Below are 22,184 nucleotides of genomic sequence, written 5' to 3' on the forward strand. Positions count from 1 at the left end.
GATGAACCGCCTGCTCTCCAACGCCCGCGCATCCGTGCTGCCGCTCGCGATCCTGATGCTCGTGCTCGTCATGGTCGTGCCAATCCCGGCTTTCATGCTCGACATCTTCTTCGTCGCGAACATCGCGATCAGCCTCGCGGTGCTGATGGTCGCGCTGAACGCGCAGAAGCCGCTCGACTTCTCGGCCTTCCCGACCGTGCTGCTGTTCGCCACGCTGTTCCGCCTCGGTCTCAACGTCGCCTCGACGCGGATCGTGCTGGTCCACGGCCATGAGGGCGAAAGCGCGGCGGGCCACGTCATCGAGGCGTTCGGCACGTTCCTGATCGGCGGCGATTACGTCGTCGGCATCTTCGTCTTTGCGATCCTGATGATCATCAACATGATCGTCGTCACCAAGGGCGCAGGCCGCGTCTCCGAGGTCAGCGCGCGCTTCACGCTCGACGCGCTGCCGGGCAAGCAGATGGCGATCGACGCCGATCTCAACGCGGGGCTCATTACTCCCGACGAGGCCAAGGCGCGCCGCGTCGAGGTCTCGACCGAGGCCGATTTCTACGGCTCGATGGACGGCTCGTCGAAGTTCGTGAAGGGCGACGCGGTCGCGGCCATGCTGATCCTCGCCGCCAACATCATCGGCGGCCTGATCCTCGGGCCTGTCAGCCACGGCATGTCGATCGCCGACGCCGCGCACAATTACATCCTGCTCGCGATCGGCGACGCGCTCGTCGCGCAGCTGCCGTCGCTGATGCTGTCGATCGCCGCGGCGTCGATCGTCACGCGCGTCACCTCGGACAAGGATCTCGCCGGGCAGATCGGCGGCCAGTTCGGGTCCCCGCGCACCTGGACGCCAGTCGCGGTGATCCTCGCGCTGCTCGGCATCCTGCCGGGCATGCCGCACATGGTGATCCTGCCCGCCGCCGCCATCGCCGGGTTCGCCGCGTGGAAGCTGCGCCAGATCGAGCGCCGCCCTGCCCCGGTCGTGATCGTCCCCGTCGAGACGATCGACCAGTCGAAGATCGGCTGGGAGGAAGTCACCGACGGGATGCAGGTCAATCTTGACATCGGCTATGGCCTGGTGCCGCTCGCCGACGAACGTCGCGGTTCGCCGCTGATGGGCCGGATCACCGGTGTTCGTCGGCAATTGTCGAAGGAACTCGGCTTCGTCGTGCCGCAGGTCCGCGTCCGCGACGACATCAACCTTGCCCCCTATGTCTACCGCATCCTCGTCAACGGCGTCGTCGTCGGCGAGGACACCGTGTCGCCCGACGAGATGCTCGCGCTCGATACCGGCCAGGCATATGGCGACCTGTTCGGCAAGAAGGTGAAGGACCCGACCTTCGGGCTCGACGCAACCTGGGTCGATGCGAGCGACGCGGATGCCGCGACCGGTGCCGGCTATCTCGTGGTCGATCCCGGCACGGTGATGGCGACGCATCTGAACCATCTGCTCGGCCAGAACGCCGCCGAGCTGCTCGGCCAGGACGAAGTGCAGGCGCTGCTCGACGGCCTGAAGGAGCGTGCTGCACAGCTGGTGGCAGCCCTCGCGCCGCTGCCGATCACGACGTTGACGCAGGTGCTCAAGGGCCTGCTCGCGGAAAACGTGCCGCTCAAGGAATTCCGCCGCATCGCCGGCGCGATCGCGGTGGCGGCGCAGCGCACGCAGGACGCCGAGGAGCTCATCGAGACGATCCGTCCCGAGCTCGGCGCGCTCATCATCCAGAAACTGTGCGGCGTGCGCGAACCGCTGCGCGTCATGACGTTGGAGGGTCACTTGGAAGGTCTGCTCGGCCAGGCGATGCGCGCCGATCAATCGCGCCGCCACGTCATCGAACCCGATCTCGGCCGCCGCATCGTCGAGGCGCTGCAACGCGCCGCCGAACCGCTGATCGCCGAGGCGAAGCCGTTCGCGCTCGTCGTCCAGCCGTCGATCCGCCTCGCGATTCGCAAGCTGGTGAGGACGTGCCTGCCCGACACGCCGGTGCTGTCGTTCTTTGAAGTGCCCGAGGAGAAGGCGGTCGAAGTCGTCGCGGTGATCGGCGCGTCCCAGCCGGCGCAGGCCGGAAACTTTGGCCAACAGGCGCTGGCGGCATGAGCGCGCTGCCCCTGCGCGGTGCCTTCGCGGATGCTCAGTCTTTCGCAGGTCAACCGCTGACCTACCGCCCGCATCAACGCCCCGGCGGCGACGCCGACCAGCTCGTCAAACAGCATCTGCCGCTGGTCCGCCGGATTGCCTGGCACGTGCATGGCAGCATGAGCAGCAGCGTCGATGTCGAGGACCTGATCCAAGTCGGGCTGGTCGCTTTGGTCGAGGCGGCCGCGAATTTCGACGAACGCGGAATGCCGTTCAAGACCTACCTCGTCACCCGCCTGCGCGGCAGCATGATCGACGAACTCCGCCGCCAGGCGACGTCGACACGCGGCGCGATGCGGCGCCGCCGCCAGTACGCCGAGGCGATCTCGACGCTCACCGCCCGCACGGGCAAAGCCCCGGGAGAAGACTCGATCGCGCAGCATATCGGCGTCAGCGTCGAGAAACTGCGCACCGACTACGTCACCGCAGACTCGCTCCGGTTCGATTCGATCGACGAGATGTATGCCGACGACCTGCCCTGGTTCGCCGACGATGCGCCGGACGCGTTCGCGCAGTTGGCGGACAGCGATCTGCGCGACGCACTCATCGCCGCGATTTCGGCGCTACCCGAGCGCGAGGCGCAGGTGATCCAGCTCTATTATGTCGAGGACCTCAACCTCGAAGAAATCGGCGAAGTGTTCGGCGTCGGCTCAGCGCGGGTCTGCCAGATCAAGGCGTCCGCACACGCAAAGTTGAAAAAGGCATTGGCCCGCGCGGTGTGATCAGAGCTCGGGTTGGCCGCGTGTTCCGTCGTCATGATGCGGCTGCGAAAAGCGCGCGCGCGGCGCCCCGTCGTGCAGCGACGCGGTCGGCGCACCTAGCGCCATGAGCCGTGCCCGCAGACTGGCGCGCAGGAAGATTGTCTCGGCCGCGAGAAAACGGCGCGGCGTGGTACCCAGGAAGGTACCGGCATCGCGAAGGAAATGCGAGGCGTCAAAATAGCTGCTATCGATCGCCGAATAATCGTTGAGACCGTGATCCCCGATCAACCGGATGAACGAGCGCAGAAATCGCGCGCGTCGCAGCAGCATCTTGGGCGGCATCCCGAAATAGCGGGTCGCGACGCGGCGCAGTTCATGGGTCGGCACGTCGAGGCGCTCGGCGACGTCTTTCATCTCGATCACCCCGTCGGTGACCGTCAGCGCGGTGAACGCACGGATAAGCGGCTCGCGCAGGCTGGGCTTGGCGAAGAGCGGCACGAGAATGTCGTCGAGCAACGGCTTGATCGAGGTTTCGTCGTCCAAGACGTCGAGCCCTTCGCGCAACCGCTCTGCGAACTCCGCGCCCACTACCGAACTCAACGGCACGATCCGATTGTGGAAATCGCCGGCGTGACGTTGGGTCATCCGCGCCCAGCCGAGCGCGCTGAGACCGATGCCAATCGCGATGCCGCCATGCGTGACGGTACGAAAAGCGCGACTGGTCGGGCCATAAAGGCTGACGGGATCTAGCGGCCCGAACCGATGGTTGCCAAGCGACACGGTGATCGGTCCGGCGTCCAGCACGATCGAGATCATCGCCGGCGAGGGCAGATACCAGTTGACCATCGGCGCCCGGTCTTCCGCCGCATAAATCGCATAGCCGGTAACAAATTCGGCCAGCGCGCGATCCGGCGCGGCGTAGCGGACGTGCAGACCCGCGGGCATGTCGGCCGCCGATGACGGCATACCCGGCCGCAGGATGCCATTGGCGAACTGTACTGCCTTCATTCGAACGACCTTAACATAGGCTTCGTTACCTCGGGCGGTTGCATAAGACTTATGGGGTGGCAATTAAAACCACCAGATGAAGCACTTATCGCCGAGGTATTGGACAAAACGCGTCGACGCACAAGACACGGGCAGATGTCGCACCACCAATCGGCTAATGACGTGATTCCCCTATCCCACCCCTATGCCGCAACTGCGAAGGATTGGATACGCTAAGGCAACGATTAATTGTTCGAAGACACTGGCGAACGGCGTTAGAAACCGCTCGCGTCGAGCTGTGATCGAAGGGTCAGACGGTCATTTTCCGAAATCGGCGGGAGCGGATGCGCAGACTTGCCCTTTCGCAGACGCGCGCGATCGTCGGCGGATGGTTCGATGCGACGGACGCGGACCGCGACTGGCCCCATTTTGCGGAGGCCGAGCTGCTCGGCCGCGCCGCGCGACAGGTCGATGATCCTGGCGCTGCCGCCGGCAAACGGGCCGCGATCGTTGATCCGCAAAATGATTCGACGTCCGGTGTCGAGCGCGGTTACTTCGACATAGGTTGGCAGCGGCAACGTTTTGTGTGCGCCGGTCACCCAATCAGAGCGGAAACGTTCGCCGCTGGCAGTGCGGCTACCCGATTCCGTTCCGTACCAGCTGGCATAGCCGAGGGTGTTGTAGGTGGGATCGACAGCGGGAACATAGGTGGTGCCCCGGACGCGATAGGGGACGCCGAGCTTGACCGGCATGTCGCTGACCGGGCGGTAGTGGCCGCCCGCGCAGCCGGCGAGCGCCAGGGCGATGACGAGCGGCGCGACGCGCGAGAGAGTCAGCATAAGAGATCCTGCGTCATCGGCGCTGGTAGAAGATGTGCGAATCGACCGTCGCGACCTTGACGAGCGAGCCCCGCCAATAGGGCACCATCCAGTCGGTGTGATAGTGCGTCGCGCGGCCGACCGGCGCATAGACATAGCCGGCCAGCGCACGGCGCGCGGCGCGCCGTGCCTGCGCCCATCCGGCATGTTCGGGCCGGCGGGCCTGCGATCCGTCGCACGAAAACGAGAACTGGCAGCCGGTGGTGCGGTTCGCCCCCTGATAGACGACGCCGCACACGGTCTTGGGAAATCCCGCCGCGCCGACCCGGTTGAGCACGACCTGGATCACCGCCCGTTGGCTGTCGCGGTCGTCGCCGGCCTCGTACAGCGCCACCGTCGCAAGACACTCGGTGGCCTGTTCGCGCGCGGCTGGCCCACCTGCGAACCGGAATCGTGCCGCGGATCGGCGTTTCGCGGTCACGATCGGCACCCGCGCATTCGAGGCGCGGGCCTGCGCCATCGTCAATCGTTGCGGACGCCGCCGATCCGAGGTGGCTGTCGGCCAGGGCGAGTCCGTCAGCGACCCGAAAAGTGCCGCCAACACGACCGCGACGCCGAGCAGCAGCAGCCAATGCTCCGACGACGGACGGCGCGACGCCCCCCGCCCCCCGCGGGTGTGCAGTGGACGCGGTGGGGAGGATCTGGCGCGTCTGCTCGTCATCGCGCCTCTGTATCGGCGAAGACCGAGCAGGGAAACGGGCGGACGCCGTGCGTCTTTTGCAAACGCAGGATCCGCCCGTGCGGCCCTGGCGGCGTATTTTCCGGGCACGGATGATCCTATACGGCGGGCTGCACGTTGAACCGTGATGACAATCAGGAAATTGCGGGCACGGCTCGCCGTCGGCGTGGTGCCATTTTTGGGTTTGACGCTGGCAGGACCAGCCGTTGCGCAGGACGCGGCAACACCGGCGATCGCAGCCGAGGCGGCCGACACGGGCAAAACGGCCGACACGGCCGGGCCCGTCAAACGATCAGCCGTCATCGACAAGCAGACGATCACCGATCCGGTCCTGCGTGGGCTCTATGCCAAGGCGGGCTGGCGCGGTCTCTGGTCCACCTCGACCATTGCGGCGTTCGACCAGGTGCTTGCCGATCGCGCGCGGCACGGCCTCGACCAGGTCATTTTCCTGCCAACCCCGACGGAGGGGATGACGGCGGCCGACACCGACATCGCGCGCACGAAGGCGGCGCTCGATTATGCCACCGCGCTTGCGCAGGGCCGGGTCGATCCGACCACGCTGCAGCCGGTCTATACGCTGCCGCGACCAAAGGCGGATCTCGTCGCCGCGTTCGCCCGCGCGCTGGCGAAGGGCGATCTTGCGGCCTGGTTCGCCAGCTTGCCGCCGCAGGATCCGGAATATCGACAATTGTCCGACGCGTACCTCGCCTTCAGTACCAAGGCAGCCGCCGAGACCCACGTCGAGGCGATCCCCGCAGGATTGATCCGGGTGGGCAACCGGGATCCGCGTGTCGTCACGATCGTCGAGCAGCTCGTCGAAAGCGGGTATCTGGCCGCACCGTCCGGTCTGGCCCCGGTCTCCGCCCCAGTCTCCGCCCCGGCCCCCACCCCCGCTGCCAGCCCGGGCATAGCCCTTGGTACCGGGCAGCGCGTGGCTCCTGCTGCGCCGCTGTACACGTCGGCGATCGCCGAAGCGATGAAGGGCTTGCAGACCGATTACGGGATTGCCGCGGACGGGGTGGTCGGTCCGGAGACGCTCAAGGTGCTCAACCTGGGCGCGGGCGATCGCGCACGGGCGCTGGCGGTCGGACTGGAACGGCGGCGTTGGCTGGCGCGGACTCCGCCGGCGACGCGGATCGACGTCAACACCGCCGCCGCGCAGCTTCGCTATTACCGCGACGGGACGATGGTCGACCAGCGCAAGGTGATCGTCGGCGAAGCCGGCCACGAAACCCCGCCGCTATTCTCGCCAATCTATCGCCTGGTGGCCAACCCCACCTGGACGGTGCCGAAATCGATCCAGAATGGCGAGATGGCCAATGTGGGCGAGGAGTATCTGGCCGCACACGACATGGTGATGCGCGACGGCTGGATCGTTCAGCAGCCGGGGCCGAGCAATGCGCTGGGGCTGGTGAAGTTCGACATGGCGAACGATCAGGCGATCTATCTTCACGATACGTCCGCGCCGGCGTTGTTCGATCGCAGCCAGCGCCATCTGAGCCATGGGTGCGTTCGCGTCGAGGATGCGCTGGGGTTCGCGCAGACGCTTGCCGAGGACGAGGGCGTGACCGAGGCGTGGCAGACCGCGCAAAATTCGGGTGAGATGACGTTCGTACCGCTGCCGCGCCGGATTCCGGTCCGGTTGCTCTACCACAACGTCTATGTGGACGACGGCGGCAGGGTGGCGTTCCGGACCGATCCCTATGGCTGGAACGATCCGATCGCCGAGCAGCTCGGCTTCGCCAAGGCGTCGGCCAAGCGCGCCGAGGCGCAGGCGATCGACATCGGGCCGTAACCAGCGGGCCGTAACCGGCGGGCGCAGCGACCGGAGGGCGGAGAGGCCGGTGGAGCGGGCGCACCACCGCATGTAGTTGATCCATATTGCTAGTGCAGATTAGTATATGGACCTACAACTTGACGGGTTGCGGCTGGTCCGCGGCCCGATAAGAATCCCGCGCCCTCTTCGATTCACCGAGTCCACTCATCTTTTTTCCGAAGCCTTTCCGGTCGGTACATGCGGTAGTCATAGTGGCGACGGCGCTTTCGGCAGCGGCGCGGGCGGCGCCGCCGGCAGGACCGCCACCCCGCGGTCAGCCGCAGGCCGTGGCGCCATCGCCGCGGGACGAGGTCGTCGTGACGGGCACGAGCGCGGCGCGGCGCGCGCGCGACATGCCGCTGTCGATCGCGACGCTGGATGCGGATCAGCTTCGTCGGATCGTCGGGGCGAGCCAGGCCGATGTGCTGGCGACGCTGCCATCGATCAAGGCGGGGAGCAGCGGCGGCGAGATCGGCGTGAACCTGTTCCTGAAAGGGCTGCCGATCAGCAACAATTTCCAGGCGACCCCGCTGCAATATGACGGCATCCCGGTGTTGAGCGCGTTCGGGCTCAACGGATCGGGCTATGATGTCTATTTCCGCAACGACCTGGGGATCGAACGGCTCGAACTGGTCCGTGGCGGCGTTTCGAACCTGTTCGGCACGGGATCGGTCGCCGGATTGATCAACTATATCTCGAAGTCCGGGCACGACACGCCCGAAGGTATCGTCCAGCTCGAAGCCGCCGAACGCGGACGGTTCCGCGGCGATCTGGCGGCGAGCGGTCCGCTGAGCCGCGATGCCGGGCTGTATTACGCCGTATCGGGCTATCTGCGCCGCGACGAGGGGCCGATCCGGACCGGACTCGTCACCCGCGGCGGGCAGATCCGCGGCAATCTGCGGAAAGAGTTCGCCGACGGATCGGGGTCGGTCACGCTGTTCGCGCAATATATCGACGACCATGTGCAATTCTATCCGCCGCTTCCGCTCGACGGCGCGACGCGCGACCGGCTGGTCGGCAACGATAGCCGTCCGGTGCGATCGATGTTGACCGACGCGGTCGCCGACCTGGGATTCGCGCGGCCCGGCGGACGCTACCAGACTCAGGTGACCGACGGCGTCTTCACCCGCGGCGGGCAGATCGCGCTGGCCGCGACCAGAGACCTCGGCGGCGGCTGGGGCATCCGGGGAAAGGCGAAATATTCGCAGTACGCGCACCGCTTCGGCTTTTTCCTCGACGGCGACGGCATCGCCAACGTGCCGCAGTTTCAAGCGGATTTTCTCGTGCGACGACAGCTGCCGGGCGACGCGATGTTCACGCTGGCAGAGACCGGCGCAGCGCTGCCGGCGGACGCGCTCGTGTACGCCAACCGGATCCAGGACCGGATCCGCCCCACGCACGACAGCAGCGCGGAACTCGACCTGACCCGGACGCTGACCCATGGCGATGTCCGCCATATGATTACGCTGGGGGGCTATGTCGCCGACGCGTGGGCGCGCGACACCATGATCACGACCGCGTATCTCGGGACGTTCGAGACCAGGGCGCGGCTCGTCGATCTGGTCGTACGCGACGCCGCCGGCACGCCGACGATCATCGCCGACGACGGGCTGCTCGACGCCGGGCTCGGCTATACCGACGGCACCGCCCGGCAATCGCACCGCGCACTGTATCTCGCCGACCAGATCGAAGCAGGTCGGCTGGTGTTCGATCTCGGCGGCCGGATCGAGCGGGCGAAGGGCGTCATCACGCGCGCGGCGACCGCGACGACGATCACCGACGCGACGACTCCGAACCTGTCGACCGCGCTGCGTAACGTGGTTTGGGAAACTGGCGCGATCGCGCGCGGCACGGTTGCGGCGGACAGCTGGGCGCTGTCGGCGGGCGCGCTGTACAAACTGACGCCGGCGATCAACCTCTATGCCAACGCCAGCCGCGGATTCTTCTTTCCGGCGCTCAACTCGGTATCGATCAGCGCATCGGGACAGACGCAGTCGTACCAGCCAGAGATCATCCGCCAGGCGGAGGCGGGTGTGAAATATGATCGCGGCAGGGTTGGCGGATCAGTGTCGGTGTTCGTCAACGATCTCAAGAATCGCCGCTCCGTCGTGCTCGCCAATACGGCGAGCGGCGGGGTCATCGAACAGGTGACGATCGTTTCGACCAAGGCGCACGGGATCGAAGGCGCGGTGCGCGTCGGGGTGACCGATCATCTGCGGTTCGACGGCAATATCGGCCTCGTCCACAGCGTCTACACCGCGCTGGACGTGACCCGGCAGTTCATCGGCAACCGCGTCCCGCGGCAGCCCGACCTCGTCTACAATGCGGGGCTGTATTACGACGACGGCGCCCTCGACGCCGCAATCGCGACGACGCACACCGGGCGGCTGTTCACCGACGATGCGAACACCACGCGGCTCGACGGCTTCGACCTCGTGCGGCTGATCGCGGGTTATACCATGAAGATGGCGGGGCGGCAGGCGGTGCGGATCGCGGGTGACGTGTACAATCTGTTCGACACGGCAGCGCCGGCCGAGGCGTCGGCGCGCCTGCCATCGCAGGCGGCTGGCCCCTATTTCGTCGGCCGCCCGGTCCTGCCGCGACGGATCAGCGTCAGGCTGAGCTATAGTTTCTGACCGCGATGCCCGCGTACCGCGTTGGCACAAACCGACCTTTGCACAACGATCTTAGTGGTTTCGGACATCACCCGAGTCTTGGTAGGGCGCTCGCGCGGAACGCGAGGGGTCAAGGCCCGGCGCGGTGGGATACGCGATTTTACGGGGACTGAGCATGGCGAACGCGACATCGGTGACGCTGGACGGCACTCTCGACGAATGGGCCGTCGGCGACCGGATCGATCGCGGTCTCGGCGCAGGATACGCCATCTATGCCCGCAGCGACGGCGCGGACTTCGCGTTCGCGATCACCGCTCCCACCGCGATCGGCGCGAATACCACCGCATGGCTCAACACCGATCGCAACGCGACCACCGGCTATCAGGTGTTCGGATTTGCGGGCGGTGCGGAATACAACGTCAACTTCGCCGCCGACGGTACGGTATCGCTGTACAGCGGCGCGGCGGGGCAGACGCTGATCGCCAGCGGCCTGCAGGCGGCGTGGTCGGCGGATCGCACCACCGTCGAGTTCAAGGTGCCCAAGGCGGCGATCGGCAACCCGCAGGCGATCGACACGATCTACGACGTCAACGACACCGCGTTCCTGCCGGGTAACTATTCGAACCCCGCCTTCACCGTCTTCAACGACACCGGCATCGTCGCCGACCCGTCGCACCGGATCGCGATCGTCTGGTCCGATTCGACCGCCAACGCCTATTTCAGCAAGACCGCCTATTCGCAGCTGTTCATGGCCGCGCAGAGCCAGGCGATGCAGGCGGGCGTGCCGTTCGACATCCTGACCGAGGGCGACCTGACCAGCCTGGCGACGCTCGCCAAATACGACACGATCGTCTTCCCGTCGTTCCGCAACGTCGAGGCGAGCAAGGCCGACCTGATCGCGCAGACGCTGGAGCAGGCGACCAAGCAGTTCGGCATCGGCCTGGTCGCGGCGGGCGAGTTCATGACCAACGGCGCGGACAACGCAGCGCTCGCCGGCGACTCCTATTCGCGGATGAAGCTGTTGTTCGACGCCACGCGCGTGACCGGCGGCTTTCCGGCCGACGTGACGGTCAAGGCGAGCGATGCGTCGCAGCTCGTGCTCGACGGCTATGGCGACGGGCAGGTCATCCGCCAATATACCGGTATCGGCTGGAACGCGTTCACCAGCGTCAGCGGGACGGGCACGACGATCGCGACCGAGACGGTCAACGGCCAGACCTATTCGGCTGCGCTCGCCACACAGACCGGCGGGCGCAACGTGCTGTTCTCGAGCGAAGCGGTGATGGCCGACGACAATCTGCTGCAGAAGGCGATCGACTATTCGGTCAACGGCAACGGCCTGTCGGTCGGGCTGCAGATGACCCGCCAGGCCGGGCTGTTCGCGTCGCGCGTCGACATGGACCAGAGCCAGCAGACCGACGAGGTCAACCCGGTCGGCACCGCACCCGGGATCTACGACAAGCTGCTGCCGATCCTGACCGAGTGGAAGACGAACTATAATTTCGTCGGCAGCTATTACGTCAACATCGGCAACGATCCGGCCAATGGTCAGGCGACCGACTGGGCGGTGTCGCTGCCGTTCTACAAGGCGCTGCTCGATGCGGGCAACGAGATCGGCACGCACAGCTACACGCATCCGGTAGACACCAACCTGCTGACCGATGCGCAGATCGCCTTCGAGTTCGGCCAGTCGCGTGCCGAGCTGGAACAGCAGCTGAGCGCGTATCTCGGCAAGACCGTGACGGTCGGCGGGGCCGCAGTGCCCGGCGCGCCCGAGCAGATCGCGACGAGCCAGGAAATCCTGAAATATGTGACGTATCTCAGCGGCGGCTATTCGGGGGTGGGTGCCGGCTATCCCAATGCGATCGGCTATATGACGCCGCAGAACGCCGCGGACGACAAGGTGTATCTGGCGCCGAACACGTCGTTCGACTTCTCGCTGATCGAGTTCCAGAAGAAGACCGTCGCCGAGGCCAGCGCGATCTGGGCGAAGGAATTCGGCGCGCTGACCGCCAATGCCGATGCGCCCGTGATCGTGTGGCCATGGCATGACTACGGCCCGACGATGTGGGCCGCCGACGGCGCGACCAGCCTGTACACCAAGCAGATGTTCACGACCTTCATCGCGCAGGCCGCAGCGGCCGGAGTCGAGTTCGTGACGCTCGCCGACCTCGCGGGCCGGGTCAGCGCGTTCCAGAACGCGACGATCACCTCGACCGTGGTCGGCAACACGATCACCGCGACGGTCGGCGCGACCACCGGCACCTTCTCGCTTGACGTCGATGGGCAGAGCGGCGGCCAGGTGATCAAGGGCGTCGCCAACTGGTATGCCTATGACGCGGACACGGTGTTCCTGCCCAAGGCGGGCGGGACCTATGCGATCACGATGGGCGCGGTCGCCGACGACGTGACGCACATCACCGCGCTGCCGATGCGCGCGACGCTGACGACGCTGAGCGGCGACGGCCGCGACCTGGCGTTCACCGTCGAGGGCGAGGGCAAGGTGACGGTCGACCTGAAGGCGCCCGGCACCGACTGGACGACGCTGAGCGGCGGTACGATCGCCAGCCAGATCGGCGAGATCCTGACGATCGACCTCGGCGCGATCGGCGTGCACGACGTCAAGATCGGCCACCAGGCGAACGTCGATCCGGTGCTGACCGCGTTCGGCGGCGGCACCACCGGCGCGCTGTCGATCGCCGAGAACGGCACCGCGCTGACAACGATCACCGCCACCGACGCCAACATCGTCTGGGGCGATTCGATCAAATATTCGATCGGTGCGGGCGGCGACGGCGCCAATTTCTCGATCGACGCGACGACCGGCGTGCTCAAGTTCGTCACCGCGCCTGACTTCGAGGCGCCAACCGACGCCAACCGCGACAATATCTACGGCGTGACGGTGGTGGCCACCGACGCCCGCGGTGCGATCGACACGCAGACGCTGACGATCGGCGTGACCGATGTGGTCGGCATCACCAAGACCGGGACGTACTTCGCCGACGTGATCAACGGCACCGGCGAGCAGGACATGCTCGATGGCAGCTGGGGCAACGACCTCCTGAACGGGCTCGGCGGCAACGATCGCCTCATCGGCGGCATGGGCAACGACACGCTCAACGGCGGTGCGGGCAACGACACGCTGATCGGTGGCGACGGCAAGGACATTCTCGTCGGTGGCGACGGCAACGACATCCTGATCGGCGGCGACGACATGGACATGATGACCGGCGGCGCAGGCGCGGACATCTTCCGGTTCGAGGTGAAGGGCGACAGCCTGGCATCGACGTCGCGCGACGTCATCACCGACTTCACCGTCGGGCAGGACAAGATCGACCTGTCGATGATCGACGCCAACAGCTCGCTGTTCGCGCGCGGCGACCAGGCGTTCAGCTTCATCGGCACGACCGCGAAGTTTTCCGCACCAGGCCAGCTTCGCTACAGCTATCAGATGATCGGCGGGAAGGAATTCACGATCGTCGAGGGCAATACCGACAGCGGTTCGGCGGCCGATTTCTCAATCGCACTGACCGGCCATCATGTTCTGAGCGCGAACGATTTCTTCATGTAAAACGCCGCATAGGCCGGCGGTGATATGGCGGGCATAGGCTTTCAACTGGCGAAGACCGCGCGTGACGGTGGCATTGGCGGGATCGTCGGCGCCGCCGCGTTCGGTGCGGTGATCAGCGCCGGCCCCTGGCTGATCACCGCAGTGGCGATGGCGTTGCTGAACCGCTGGTCGGCCGTCCATCTCGGGTCTGACGGCGCGCGCACGGTGCAGACCGTCCTGGTCTATGCGTTCAGCCTGTCCGCACTCGCCGCAGCGCCGATCGGCATCCTGGCGACGCGGATGGTGGCGGACTGCATCTTCGCGCGCGATGCGGGCGGCGTCACCGGAATCATGCTGGTCGCGCTGGCGGCGGGAGGCGGGATCGCGCTGGCGATCGGCGCGGTGGTGTTCGGGATGCTGGCCGCCTTGCCGCTGGTGGAGGCCGCACTCGCCACGCTGATCCTCGCCTGGCTGACGCAAGTGTGGATCGCCGCGCCGTTGCTAACCGCGCTGCGCCGCTATCGCGCGATCCCGCTCGCCTATCTGCTGGGGATCGGCGTCGCCGCGCTGATGCTGATGCTGATCCCCCGGCCTGCGGTCGACTTGGTGCTGGCGGTGATCGCCGGCGGCGTCGCGCTGACGCTGGCGGCGATCATGCTGGTCATCCGCCGCCATTTCACCGCGGCGCCGGTGCTGCCACGGCGTGACGCGATGGCGCTGCGGCTCGCGCAGATCGTCGCAGCGGCGGGGATTGCGGGCGTCGCCGCGATCTGGATCGACAAATGGCTGTTGTGGCTCGGCCCCGATAGCGTCCGCGCGATCGGCGTGTTGCGGCTCAATCCGATCAACGACCAGGGGAGCTTCCTGGGGCTGCTGTCGATGGTGCCCGGGCTGACGCTGTTGCTGATCGTCACCGAGACGCGATTCGATCGTGCATTCGACGACATGATCGTGCGCTGCACCGGCACCTCGACGCTGCAACGAATCGAGGAGGCACGCGGCGACCTGATGCGGACGATGGTCGACGGGCTGCGGCTGATGGTGCTGGCGCAGGCCTTGGTCGCGGCGCTGGCTTGGGTGCTGGCGGTGCCGCTGTTCGAGGCGATCGGCGCGGATGCCCGCGCGATCTTCGCGTTTCGGCAGACCTCGCTCGGCACGGTGTTTCATCTGGTCGCGATCGCGACGACGGTCGTGCTCGCCTATTACGATCTGTTCGGCCGCATCCTGCTGACGTGGACCGCATTCGCGATCGGCAGCGCGGTCGCGACAATGCTGCAATGGGATGCGGGGTTCGCAGCGTTCGGTTGGGGGTATATGGCGGGTGCGGTGGTGGGCGCGTCGGTCGGCATCGCGCTGGTCGCCGAGGCCAGCGTCAACCTCACCTACCTGCTGTTCGTCGGCAACAATCCCTCGGTCGTGGGACAGGGAGGACGATTGCTATGACCGGATTTTCGGGGATCGCGCGGCGATTGATGCTGCGGCGGATGCTGGCGCTGGGCGCGATCGGGACGACACTGGGGTTTCGCGCACCGGCGCGCGCAACGGCGAACGACGATTGGCGCTGGGGCGTCGATTACGGTGCGGCGACCGATCCGGTGCTGGCGCGGGCATGCCGCCTGCTGGTGCTCGAGCCGCATCATGCGCGGCCGATCGCACCGCTGCGGGGGCCCGGGAGCAGCCTGCTCGGCTATGTCAGCTTCGGCGAGGTCGAGCGCAGCCGGCCCTATTTCGCGGCACTCGATGCGGCCGGTGCGCTGGGCCCGGCGAATCCGAACTGGCCCGACGCGCGGCTGGCCGACCTGCGGCACCCCGCGTGGCGCGCGGCGGTCCTCGATCAGCTCGTCCCCGCGATCCTGGCGCTCGGTTATGACGGAATCTTCATCGATACGATGGATAATGCGGAGGCGATGGAACGACAGGACCCGGTAGCCAACAGCGGCATGATAGCGGCCGGTACGACGCTGATCGCCGCGGTGCGTGCGCGCTTTCCAAAGATCCGCATCATGCTCAACCGCGGCTACGCGATGCTGCCCGAGATCGCGCCGCAGATCGACTATCTGCTCGGCGAGGCGATGGCATCGCGATGGAATTTCACGACCAAACGCTATGATGCGCTGAGCGATTCGGATTGGGCCTGGCAGGCGGCGCGCCTCAAGGCGGCGCAGGCGCGCAACCCGGCGATCACGCTGATGACGCTCGATTATTGGGATCCGGCCGATCGCAAGCAGGTCGCCGCACTCTATGCGCGCGAGCGGGCGGCGGGGTTCCGGCCCTATGTCGCGACGCTGGCGCTCGATCGGCTGATTCCGGAGCCAGCCGGTTGAGGATAGATCGACACAAGGGCCGCCTGGCGCTGATCGTTCCCGCGCTGGCGGGGCTGGGCCTGTTGGCGGGCGGGCTGATGCTGTTGCCCGGGCGGCGCGAGATCCTTCACGCCGAGCGTCGTGCGCAACCGGTCGCGGCGGTCAGCGCGCTGCCGTCGGCGGCGCCGGCGGTGACGCCGCCACCCTCGCCGCCGTCGATCGCCGCCGCGATCCAGACGGCCGATGCGGCCACGCTCGCGGCGTTGACCGCGCGGCTGATCGACGCGGGCGTCGCGGTGACGACGGTGCAGGTCGCATATGACCTCGTCGCGGCACAACGGCCGGCGGTGGCGCTCGGCTATCTGGCGGCGCGCCCCGATGGCGCGAGTCCGGCGACGTGGCGGCTGCGCGTCGATCTGTTGCACAAGACCGGGCGTACGGCCGATGCCGCGGCGCTGGTGACGCGTGCGACACGTACGCACGGCGTGGTCGCGGCCGATCTGATCGCCGCGGCCTATGCGATCGACCGCACGGACCTGGTCATCGTCGCGGCGGCAAACCAGGTCATTCCGCCACCCGATGCGGCGCTCGCGCTCGATCTGGCGCGGCGCGCGGACAAGGCCGGGCGCGACGACTTGATCGCGCTGCTCGACCGGACGCGCGTCGACTGGCGCGCGGCCGATCCGTGGCTGGCGATCCGCGTGGCCACGCGGACCGGCGATCGGGCGGCGGCATTGCGGGCGGCGGACCGTTTGCCGGTCGACCAGCGGGCAGCGGCGCGCGAGACGATCCTGGCGGGCGACCGCGAGGGCCTGCGAACCGAGCTGCTCGCGCGGGCCGACGCGCAGCCCGAGGCGATGGCGGAACGGTTGCTCGCCGCCGGGTATCGCGACGATGCGCGTGCGGTATTGCGACGGGCGGCGACCGATCTGCCGGTCGGCGCACCGGCGACGCAGCGGCTGTTGTACCTGATGGGACCGCGTCCGGCGGCGGAGGATCTCGGCTGGCTGAAACAGCGCATGACGCGCGGCGACGCGGCGGAGCAGCGCGGGTGGTTGGGCGTGTATGCCGAGCACGACCGGCCGGCCGAAGCACTCGCCGTCTTGGCGCGGCATCCGCTGGCGGCGCGGACCGACGTGATGCTGTTGCGGCTGGCGCTCGCGCGGGCGGCGGGCGATGCGGCGGCGGGACGTACGGTGCTGGCGGGGTTGCTCGACGGGCGGGCGCTGGATGCGGCGCAGATGCGCGCCTTGTCGGCAGCCGCCCCTGCCCGGCTCGATCCCGCGCAGGCGGGAGCGATCGCGCGGCGCCGGGTTGCGGCGGGTGTCGCCGATCCGCGCGACCAGCTCGATCTGGCCTGGACCGCGTGGAATGCGGGCGACGCGAAGGGTGCGGCAGGGTGGCTGCGCGATCACCTCGCCGCGGCCCCGACCGACCTGCCCGCGCTCAGGCTGATGGCGGACGTACAGGCGCGGCTTGGCGGCACGGCTGCCGCGCGGCCGTGGCTCGAACGCGCGCTCGCGCAGACGCCGGCGCAGAGCCGGGCGCGGGTGGAATTGCTCGAACGGCTGGGACGGCGTGGCGAGGCGGTCGCGCTGGTCGAAACGTTGCGCAACGACGCGCCGCAGGACCGCATGCTGGCGGCGTTGCACGCGCGGCTGCTGATCGCCCAGGGGCAGCCGGGACGCGCGCGCACGGTGCTCGCGGAATGATCATCCTCATGCTCCTGCTGGCAGACGCCCCCGTCATCGCGGTGCCGCGCGCGGTATTTGCGGATAGCCGCGTGGTTGCGCCCGAGCCGATCCTCGCCTGGCCCGACGACGCGACCGTGCGCGTTTCGGAGAGCGATGGCGAGCTGGTCGCGCGGTTCGATCGTCCGTTATCGCCCGCGCGGATCGCGGCATTCCGTGACGCGGCGGGCGATGCGATCGGCGATCTGCGCTGGAACGACGACAGCTTGGTGCTTCGCGCGGCACCCGGCTGGGACATGACGTGGCGGCAAACGGGGGCGATCGTCGCGCTGGCGTTCATGCCGCCATCGGGCGACGACGCGACCACGGACCTGGCCGACGATAGCGCGCCGGACACCGCGCTGGCGGCGATCGAGGCGGACGTCGCCGCCGGGTATCCCGGACCGGCGCTGCGGGCTGCGACTCGGCTGGCCGCGCGCTATCCCACCGATCGCCGCGCGGCGCGGCTGCTGGCGGATACGCGGATGGCGGATGGCGACGTGCGCGGCGCGGCGCGCGCGTACCGCGCGCTGGCCGCGGACGATGTGACCGCACGCCGGGCGATCGCTGCCGCCCCCGGCACCGCCAGCCTCGGCGTGACCGCGCGCGATGGCAGCGACCTGTCGCAGACCGAGTTCGCCACGCGGATCGATGCCGCGGTCGGCGACACGCTCGTGGCGGGCGGCGGCATCCGCCATATCGTCAGCCGAGTCGAGGGCGGCGCGCGAACCGGCGATACGGTGGTCGATGCCTCGCTCCTCGCGGCGTTGGAGAGCGGCGTCCGCGTCCAGTTGCTCGCCTCCGCCGCCCTCGACGATGCGGTGACGGGCGGCGGCGTGAAGGCCGTTGCCGGGTCCGCCGACGCGCAGGTCCGCGTGACGCTGACGCGGCACATGCCCGATTATTCGACACCGGCACAAGTGATCGCGGGCGGCTATCTGTCGCGTGCGCTGATCGGCACGACCTATCGCCTGACGCCGGGGCTGGTCGCGCAGGCCGATCTCGGCGCGAACCGCTACGGGCTGGCGGGGATGGCCGGGGCGAGCGACACGATCGTCGCCAATGCGGGGCTCGATTACCTGATCCGGCGGCAGTTCCCGGCGCTCGGGCTGACCTATCGGTTCGAGGCGGAATATGTCCAGCGGATGCGGGTCGGGCTGGACGGGCTCGCGGTCGTGCCGCTTGCCAGCCGCGAGAACCATACTGTGCAGGGACTGATCAGCGGCAGCCTGGGCGCGGTGCAGATGACCGGCCTGGCGGGCTGGACGGTCGATCGGTTCGGCGGCGACGGCCCGACCGCGAGCCTCGGCATCGCCGCACCGATCGCGGTCGCGTGGCGCGTCGAGGGAAGCGGCGGGATCACCTCGATCGCGCGACCGGGCTTTTCGGGGCGCCAGCTGTTCGCGCGCGCGCAATTGACCCATAGTCTGGGGGACGGCCGATGACCCAAATTTCGCGATGGAAACGCCCGCTACGGATCGCGATCGAGATGGCGGCCGGCTTCGCAGCGCTGGTCGCGGTCGATGCGTGGCTGACCGGCGGTACCGGCTTTGCGCGGATCGAGCCCAACCCGCTCTGGATCCCGGTGCTGGCGATGGCGCTGGCCTATGGCACGGGACCGGGGCTGGTCGCCGCCGCGGCAGCGTCGGCGTTGTGGCTGGCGCATGGCCACGCGGTGGCGCCCGAGCGCGATTATCTCGACCATGTCCTGCACCTGTCGGTGCAGCCTTTGTTGTGGTTCGTCGTCGCGATCGCGATCGGCGAGGTGACGATCCTGCGCACCGCGCGCCATCACAGGCTCGAAAAACACGCGCGGACCGCGACGCGCAACGTCGCGCGGCTGACCGAGGCGTTCGCGACGTTGTCGCGCACCAACCGCGCCTTGCAGGTGCAGATCGCGACCGAAGACCGAACCGCCGGGCATGTGATCGATGTCGCGACCCGGCTGTCGTCGGCGGATGCCGCGGAACGGCGCGACGCGATCGGCGCACTGATCGCGCTGTCCGCGCGGACCGAGGATTTCACCTGCTATCGGATCACCGGCCGCGACGCGCGCGCATGGCTGCACGGGCCGGTGACCGCGGGGCGGCGCGAGATCCTGCCGGCGGCCCTGCTCGAACGGGTCGAGCGCGCGCAGCAGGCCAAGCAGAGGGGCGGGATCCTGCATGTCGCGCGGCGCGGCGATCGCCGCGTGCTCGACGGGATCGGGGTTGCGGCGATCGCGCTGGCGGACCGTGCGTCCGGCGAGATCGTCGGGTGCCTGGTGCTGCATACGTTGCCGTTCGAGGCGCTTGATGCGCGCCGTACCGCAGACCTTGCCGAAATCGCGGCGTGGCTGACGCCGCTGCTGGCGGATACGCTGCGCGCGGCACCCTGGACGCTGCGATCGGCGGAACGGGTCGCATGAGCGCGCCTTCGCATGGCCATCTTGTCGCCGGCCTGCTCCTGCTCGCGGCGGTCGATCTCGCATTGCCGGTCGCGTGCGCCGCGTTCGGCCCGGCAATCGGCCGCACCGTCGGCTGGGCGTTGGCGGGGCATGCCGTCATTGCCACGATCAGCGTCGCGCTCTGGTTGCGGTGGGGCGCAAGCCGTGGATTCGCCGCGGCGATGCTGGGCGTGCTGGGGCCGATCGGGATCCTCGCGACGCTGCCGCTCGGCCGCGCGTCCTGGGCGGTGTCGCCGCGCAGCGACGACGCGATGTTCGGGCCGCGGGCGCGGCACAGCGCGCATCGCGGCGCCGGCCTGAAGGTGGCGCGGATGCTCGACGGGCGGGTGCATCACGCGACCCCCGACACGGTGAGTTCGCTCGTCACGATCATGCGCCACGGCGATGTCGCGGCACGCCGGCGCGCGCTCGAGACGGTGGTGCGGTCGTTCGAGCCCGCGCTGTCGCCGCTGATCGCGCTTGCGCTGACCGACGGCGACCAGACCATTCGCGCGCTGGCCGCCGCCGCATCGGCGCGGGTCGCGGAAAATCTGGTGCTGGCGCGCGCGCGACTGACCACGCGGATCGCCGACGAGTCCGATCCCGAGGCGACGACGACCCTGGTCGCGCTGCTCGCGGATCATGCGCGGGCCGACGTGCTGCTGTCGGATTCGCAGCGCGCGCATCTGCGCGAGGATGCGGTCACATTGCGCGGGGCGGCAGCAGCGGCGGGTGACGATGCGGGCACGGTGGTGCAGATCGAGGCGTTGTGGGCGGTCGGCGACTACGCAGCGATCGACCGGCTCACCGCGGCGGGCGATGACGCGATGGCCACGTGGTGGCGCGCGGAAGCAGCGGCATGATCCCGCTGACCGCACTGGCCGCGATGTCCGCGACCGCGCCGGCCGAGCCCCCCGAAGCGGATATCTGCCTGATCGTCGAAGGCGCGTACCCCTATGTGATCGGCGGCGTCTCCGGCTGGCTGCAGGACCTGATCACGCACCTGCCCGACATCCGCTTCGCGATCGCCGCGATCAAGCCGGGTGCCGGCACGTTGCCGTTCCGATTGACCCCGCCGCCCAACGTCGTGGCGGTCGTCGAGATCGGGCTGGCCCCCGCCCCGTCGGTCCCGCGTGCGATCCCCGACCGGATCGCGGTGCCGATCGCCGACGCGCTCGTCGCGTTCCTCGCGACCGGCGGCGGCGCGCGACTGGCGACGCTGATCGACCTGATCGCCGCGATGCCGCGCGCGCCTGCACCCGGCGATATCCTGTCGCACCCCGCGGTCTTCGCAAGGCTGCGGCGACATTACGAGGCGATGCTGCCCAAGGCGTCGTTCCACCATTATTTCTGGGCGATGCGGACGTTGCTCGGCGGGCTGCTCGCCGTGCTGACCGCGCCATTGCCGCGCGCCAAGGCGTATCACACGATCTCGACCGGGTTCGCCGGGCTGCTGGCCGCGCGGGCGGCGCGCGAGACCGGGCGGCCGGCATTCATCACCGAGCACGGCATCTACCTGCTCGAACGCCAGATCGAGGTGATGATGGCCGACTGGATCGGCGACCAGGTCGATACCGGACTCGAGCTCGATCGCAGCGTCCGCGATCTGCGCGACCTGTGGGTGCGCGCCTTCACCAGCTACGCCACCGCCTGCTATGACAGCTGCAACCCGATCGTCGCGCTGTACGGCGAGAACGTCGCGGTCCAGCGCCGGCTGGGCGCCGCCGCCGACCGCGTCCGGGTGATCCCCAACGGCATCGATTCGAGCCGGTTCGCGGCGCTGCCCGACCGCCGCGATCCGGCCTATCCCCTGGTCGCGCTGCTCGGCCGGGTGGTGCCGATCAAGGACGTGAAGACGTTCATCCGTGCGGCGGCGATCGCCCACGCCGAACGCCCCGACCTGCGTTTCGTGGTGCTGGGCCCCGAGGACGAGGATCCCGAATATGCCGCGGAATGTGCGCGGCTGGTCGAGAACCTGGCGCTGGGTGCGGTCTTCCGATTTGCCGGCCGGGTGCGGATCGAAGACTGGATGGCGACGATCGACCTGCTCGTTCTGACCAGCCTGTCGGAAGCGCAACCGCTCGTGATCCTGGAGGGTGGCGCGTGCGGGATCCCGGTGGTCGCGCCCGATGTCGGCAGCTGCCGCGAAATGATCGAGGGCCGCGGCGGTGCGGATTCGGGGCATGGCGGAATCGTCACGCCGCTGGTCAATCCGGCGGCGACCGCGGCGGGAATCCTGGCGATCGCCGGCGATCCCGCGCTGCGCCGGACGATGGGCGAGACGATGCGCGAGCGCGTGCGACGCGATTACGACCACGACACGATCATCGGCGCCTATGCGGCGTTATATGGGTCGCTGATGGAGGCGTAGA

At 68.3% G+C, this 22,184-nt stretch carries 15 protein-coding genes; 12 read left to right on the forward strand and 3 right to left on the reverse strand.

The genetic code is table 11. The features are described from left to right. Nucleotide 1 precedes the first annotated feature (1 nt). A complete protein-coding gene (gene flhA / locus ASF00_RS16215) occupies nt 2–2,089 on the forward strand; it encodes a flagellar biosynthesis protein FlhA (protein ID WP_055881702.1) in 2,088 nt (695 codons plus the stop codon). Then, nucleotides 2,086–2,850, forward strand: a complete 765-nt coding sequence (locus ASF00_RS16220; RefSeq protein WP_055881705.1) for a sigma-70 family RNA polymerase sigma factor — start codon at nt 2,086–2,088, stop codon at nt 2,848–2,850. The genes flhA and ASF00_RS16220 overlap by 4 nt, the downstream gene beginning before the upstream one ends. Here the strand turns inward: ASF00_RS16220 and ASF00_RS16225 are convergent, their stop codons facing one another. From ASF00_RS16225 to ASF00_RS19245, 3 genes are all read right to left on the reverse strand, one after another. After that, nucleotides 2,851–3,837, reverse strand: a complete 987-nt coding sequence (locus ASF00_RS16225; protein ID WP_055881708.1) for a helix-turn-helix domain-containing protein — start codon at nt 3,835–3,837, stop codon at nt 2,851–2,853. Between the two features lie 254 nt (nt 3,838–4,091). Beyond that, complete coding sequence (locus ASF00_RS16230; protein ID WP_055881710.1) at nt 4,092–4,655, reverse strand: septal ring lytic transglycosylase RlpA family protein; 564 nt, start codon at nt 4,653–4,655, stop codon at nt 4,092–4,094. Between the two features lie 13 nt (nt 4,656–4,668). Next, nucleotides 4,669–5,355: a cell wall hydrolase gene (locus ASF00_RS19245; protein WP_156348403.1), complete on the reverse strand. Its 687-nt coding sequence runs from the start codon at nt 5,353–5,355 to the stop codon at nt 4,669–4,671. 145 nt (nt 5,356–5,500) lie between these two features. On the opposite strand from ASF00_RS19245, the gene ASF00_RS16240 reads away from it, so the two are divergent. From ASF00_RS16240 to pelF, 10 genes are all read left to right on the forward strand, one after another. After that, nucleotides 5,501–7,168 carry a L,D-transpeptidase family protein gene (locus tag ASF00_RS16240; RefSeq protein ID WP_082463504.1) on the forward strand — a complete coding sequence of 556 codons (1,668 nt, stop codon included), beginning with the start codon at nt 5,501–5,503 and terminating at the stop codon, nt 7,166–7,168. A gap of 338 nt (nt 7,169–7,506) precedes the next feature. Next, complete coding sequence (locus ASF00_RS16245; RefSeq protein ID WP_156348404.1) at nt 7,507–9,825, forward strand: TonB-dependent receptor domain-containing protein; 2,319 nt, start codon at nt 7,507–7,509, stop codon at nt 9,823–9,825. Nucleotides 9,826–9,979: 154 nt separating this feature from the next. Beyond that, nucleotides 9,980–13,375 carry a M10 family metallopeptidase C-terminal domain-containing protein gene (locus tag ASF00_RS16250; protein WP_055881717.1) on the forward strand — a complete coding sequence of 1,132 codons (3,396 nt, stop codon included), beginning with the start codon at nt 9,980–9,982 and terminating at the stop codon, nt 13,373–13,375. Nucleotides 13,376–13,399: 24 nt separating this feature from the next. Further along, on the forward strand, nt 13,400–14,797 hold the full coding sequence (gene pelG, locus ASF00_RS16255; RefSeq protein WP_055881718.1) for an exopolysaccharide Pel transporter PelG: 1,398 nt from the start codon (nt 13,400–13,402) through the stop codon (nt 14,795–14,797). Next, entirely contained in the window at nt 14,794–15,678 is an 885-nt protein-coding gene (locus ASF00_RS16260; protein ID WP_235525908.1) for an endo alpha-1,4 polygalactosaminidase, read from the forward strand. Before pelG ends, ASF00_RS16260 begins: the two co-directional genes overlap by 4 nt. Next, nucleotides 15,675–17,369: a tetratricopeptide repeat protein gene (locus ASF00_RS16265; protein WP_055881720.1), complete on the forward strand. Its 1,695-nt coding sequence runs from the start codon at nt 15,675–15,677 to the stop codon at nt 17,367–17,369. Before ASF00_RS16260 ends, ASF00_RS16265 begins: the two co-directional genes overlap by 4 nt. Then, nucleotides 17,366–18,832 (forward strand): hypothetical protein, encoded by a 1,467-nt coding sequence (locus ASF00_RS16270; RefSeq protein ID WP_156348405.1) that lies wholly within the window; start codon nt 17,366–17,368, stop codon nt 18,830–18,832. Before ASF00_RS16265 ends, ASF00_RS16270 begins: the two co-directional genes overlap by 4 nt. Next, nucleotides 18,829–19,794 (forward strand): hypothetical protein, encoded by a 966-nt coding sequence (locus ASF00_RS16275; RefSeq protein ID WP_055881724.1) that lies wholly within the window; start codon nt 18,829–18,831, stop codon nt 19,792–19,794. The genes ASF00_RS16270 and ASF00_RS16275 overlap by 4 nt, the downstream gene beginning before the upstream one ends. Continuing rightward, the gene (locus ASF00_RS16280) at nt 19,791–20,675 is read left to right on the forward strand and encodes a hypothetical protein (RefSeq protein ID WP_055881727.1); all 885 of its coding nucleotides are present in this window, start codon (nt 19,791–19,793) and stop codon (nt 20,673–20,675) included. Before ASF00_RS16275 ends, ASF00_RS16280 begins: the two co-directional genes overlap by 4 nt. After that, a complete protein-coding gene (pelF, locus tag ASF00_RS16285; RefSeq protein ID WP_235525910.1) occupies nt 20,672–22,183 on the forward strand; it encodes a GT4 family glycosyltransferase PelF in 1,512 nt (503 codons plus the stop codon). The genes ASF00_RS16280 and pelF overlap by 4 nt, the downstream gene beginning before the upstream one ends. Nucleotide 22,184 lies beyond the last annotated feature (1 nt).

The sequence above is a fragment of the Sphingomonas sp. Leaf34 genome, assembly GCF_001421805.1.
Lineage (GTDB): Bacteria > Pseudomonadota > Alphaproteobacteria > Sphingomonadales > Sphingomonadaceae > Sphingomonas.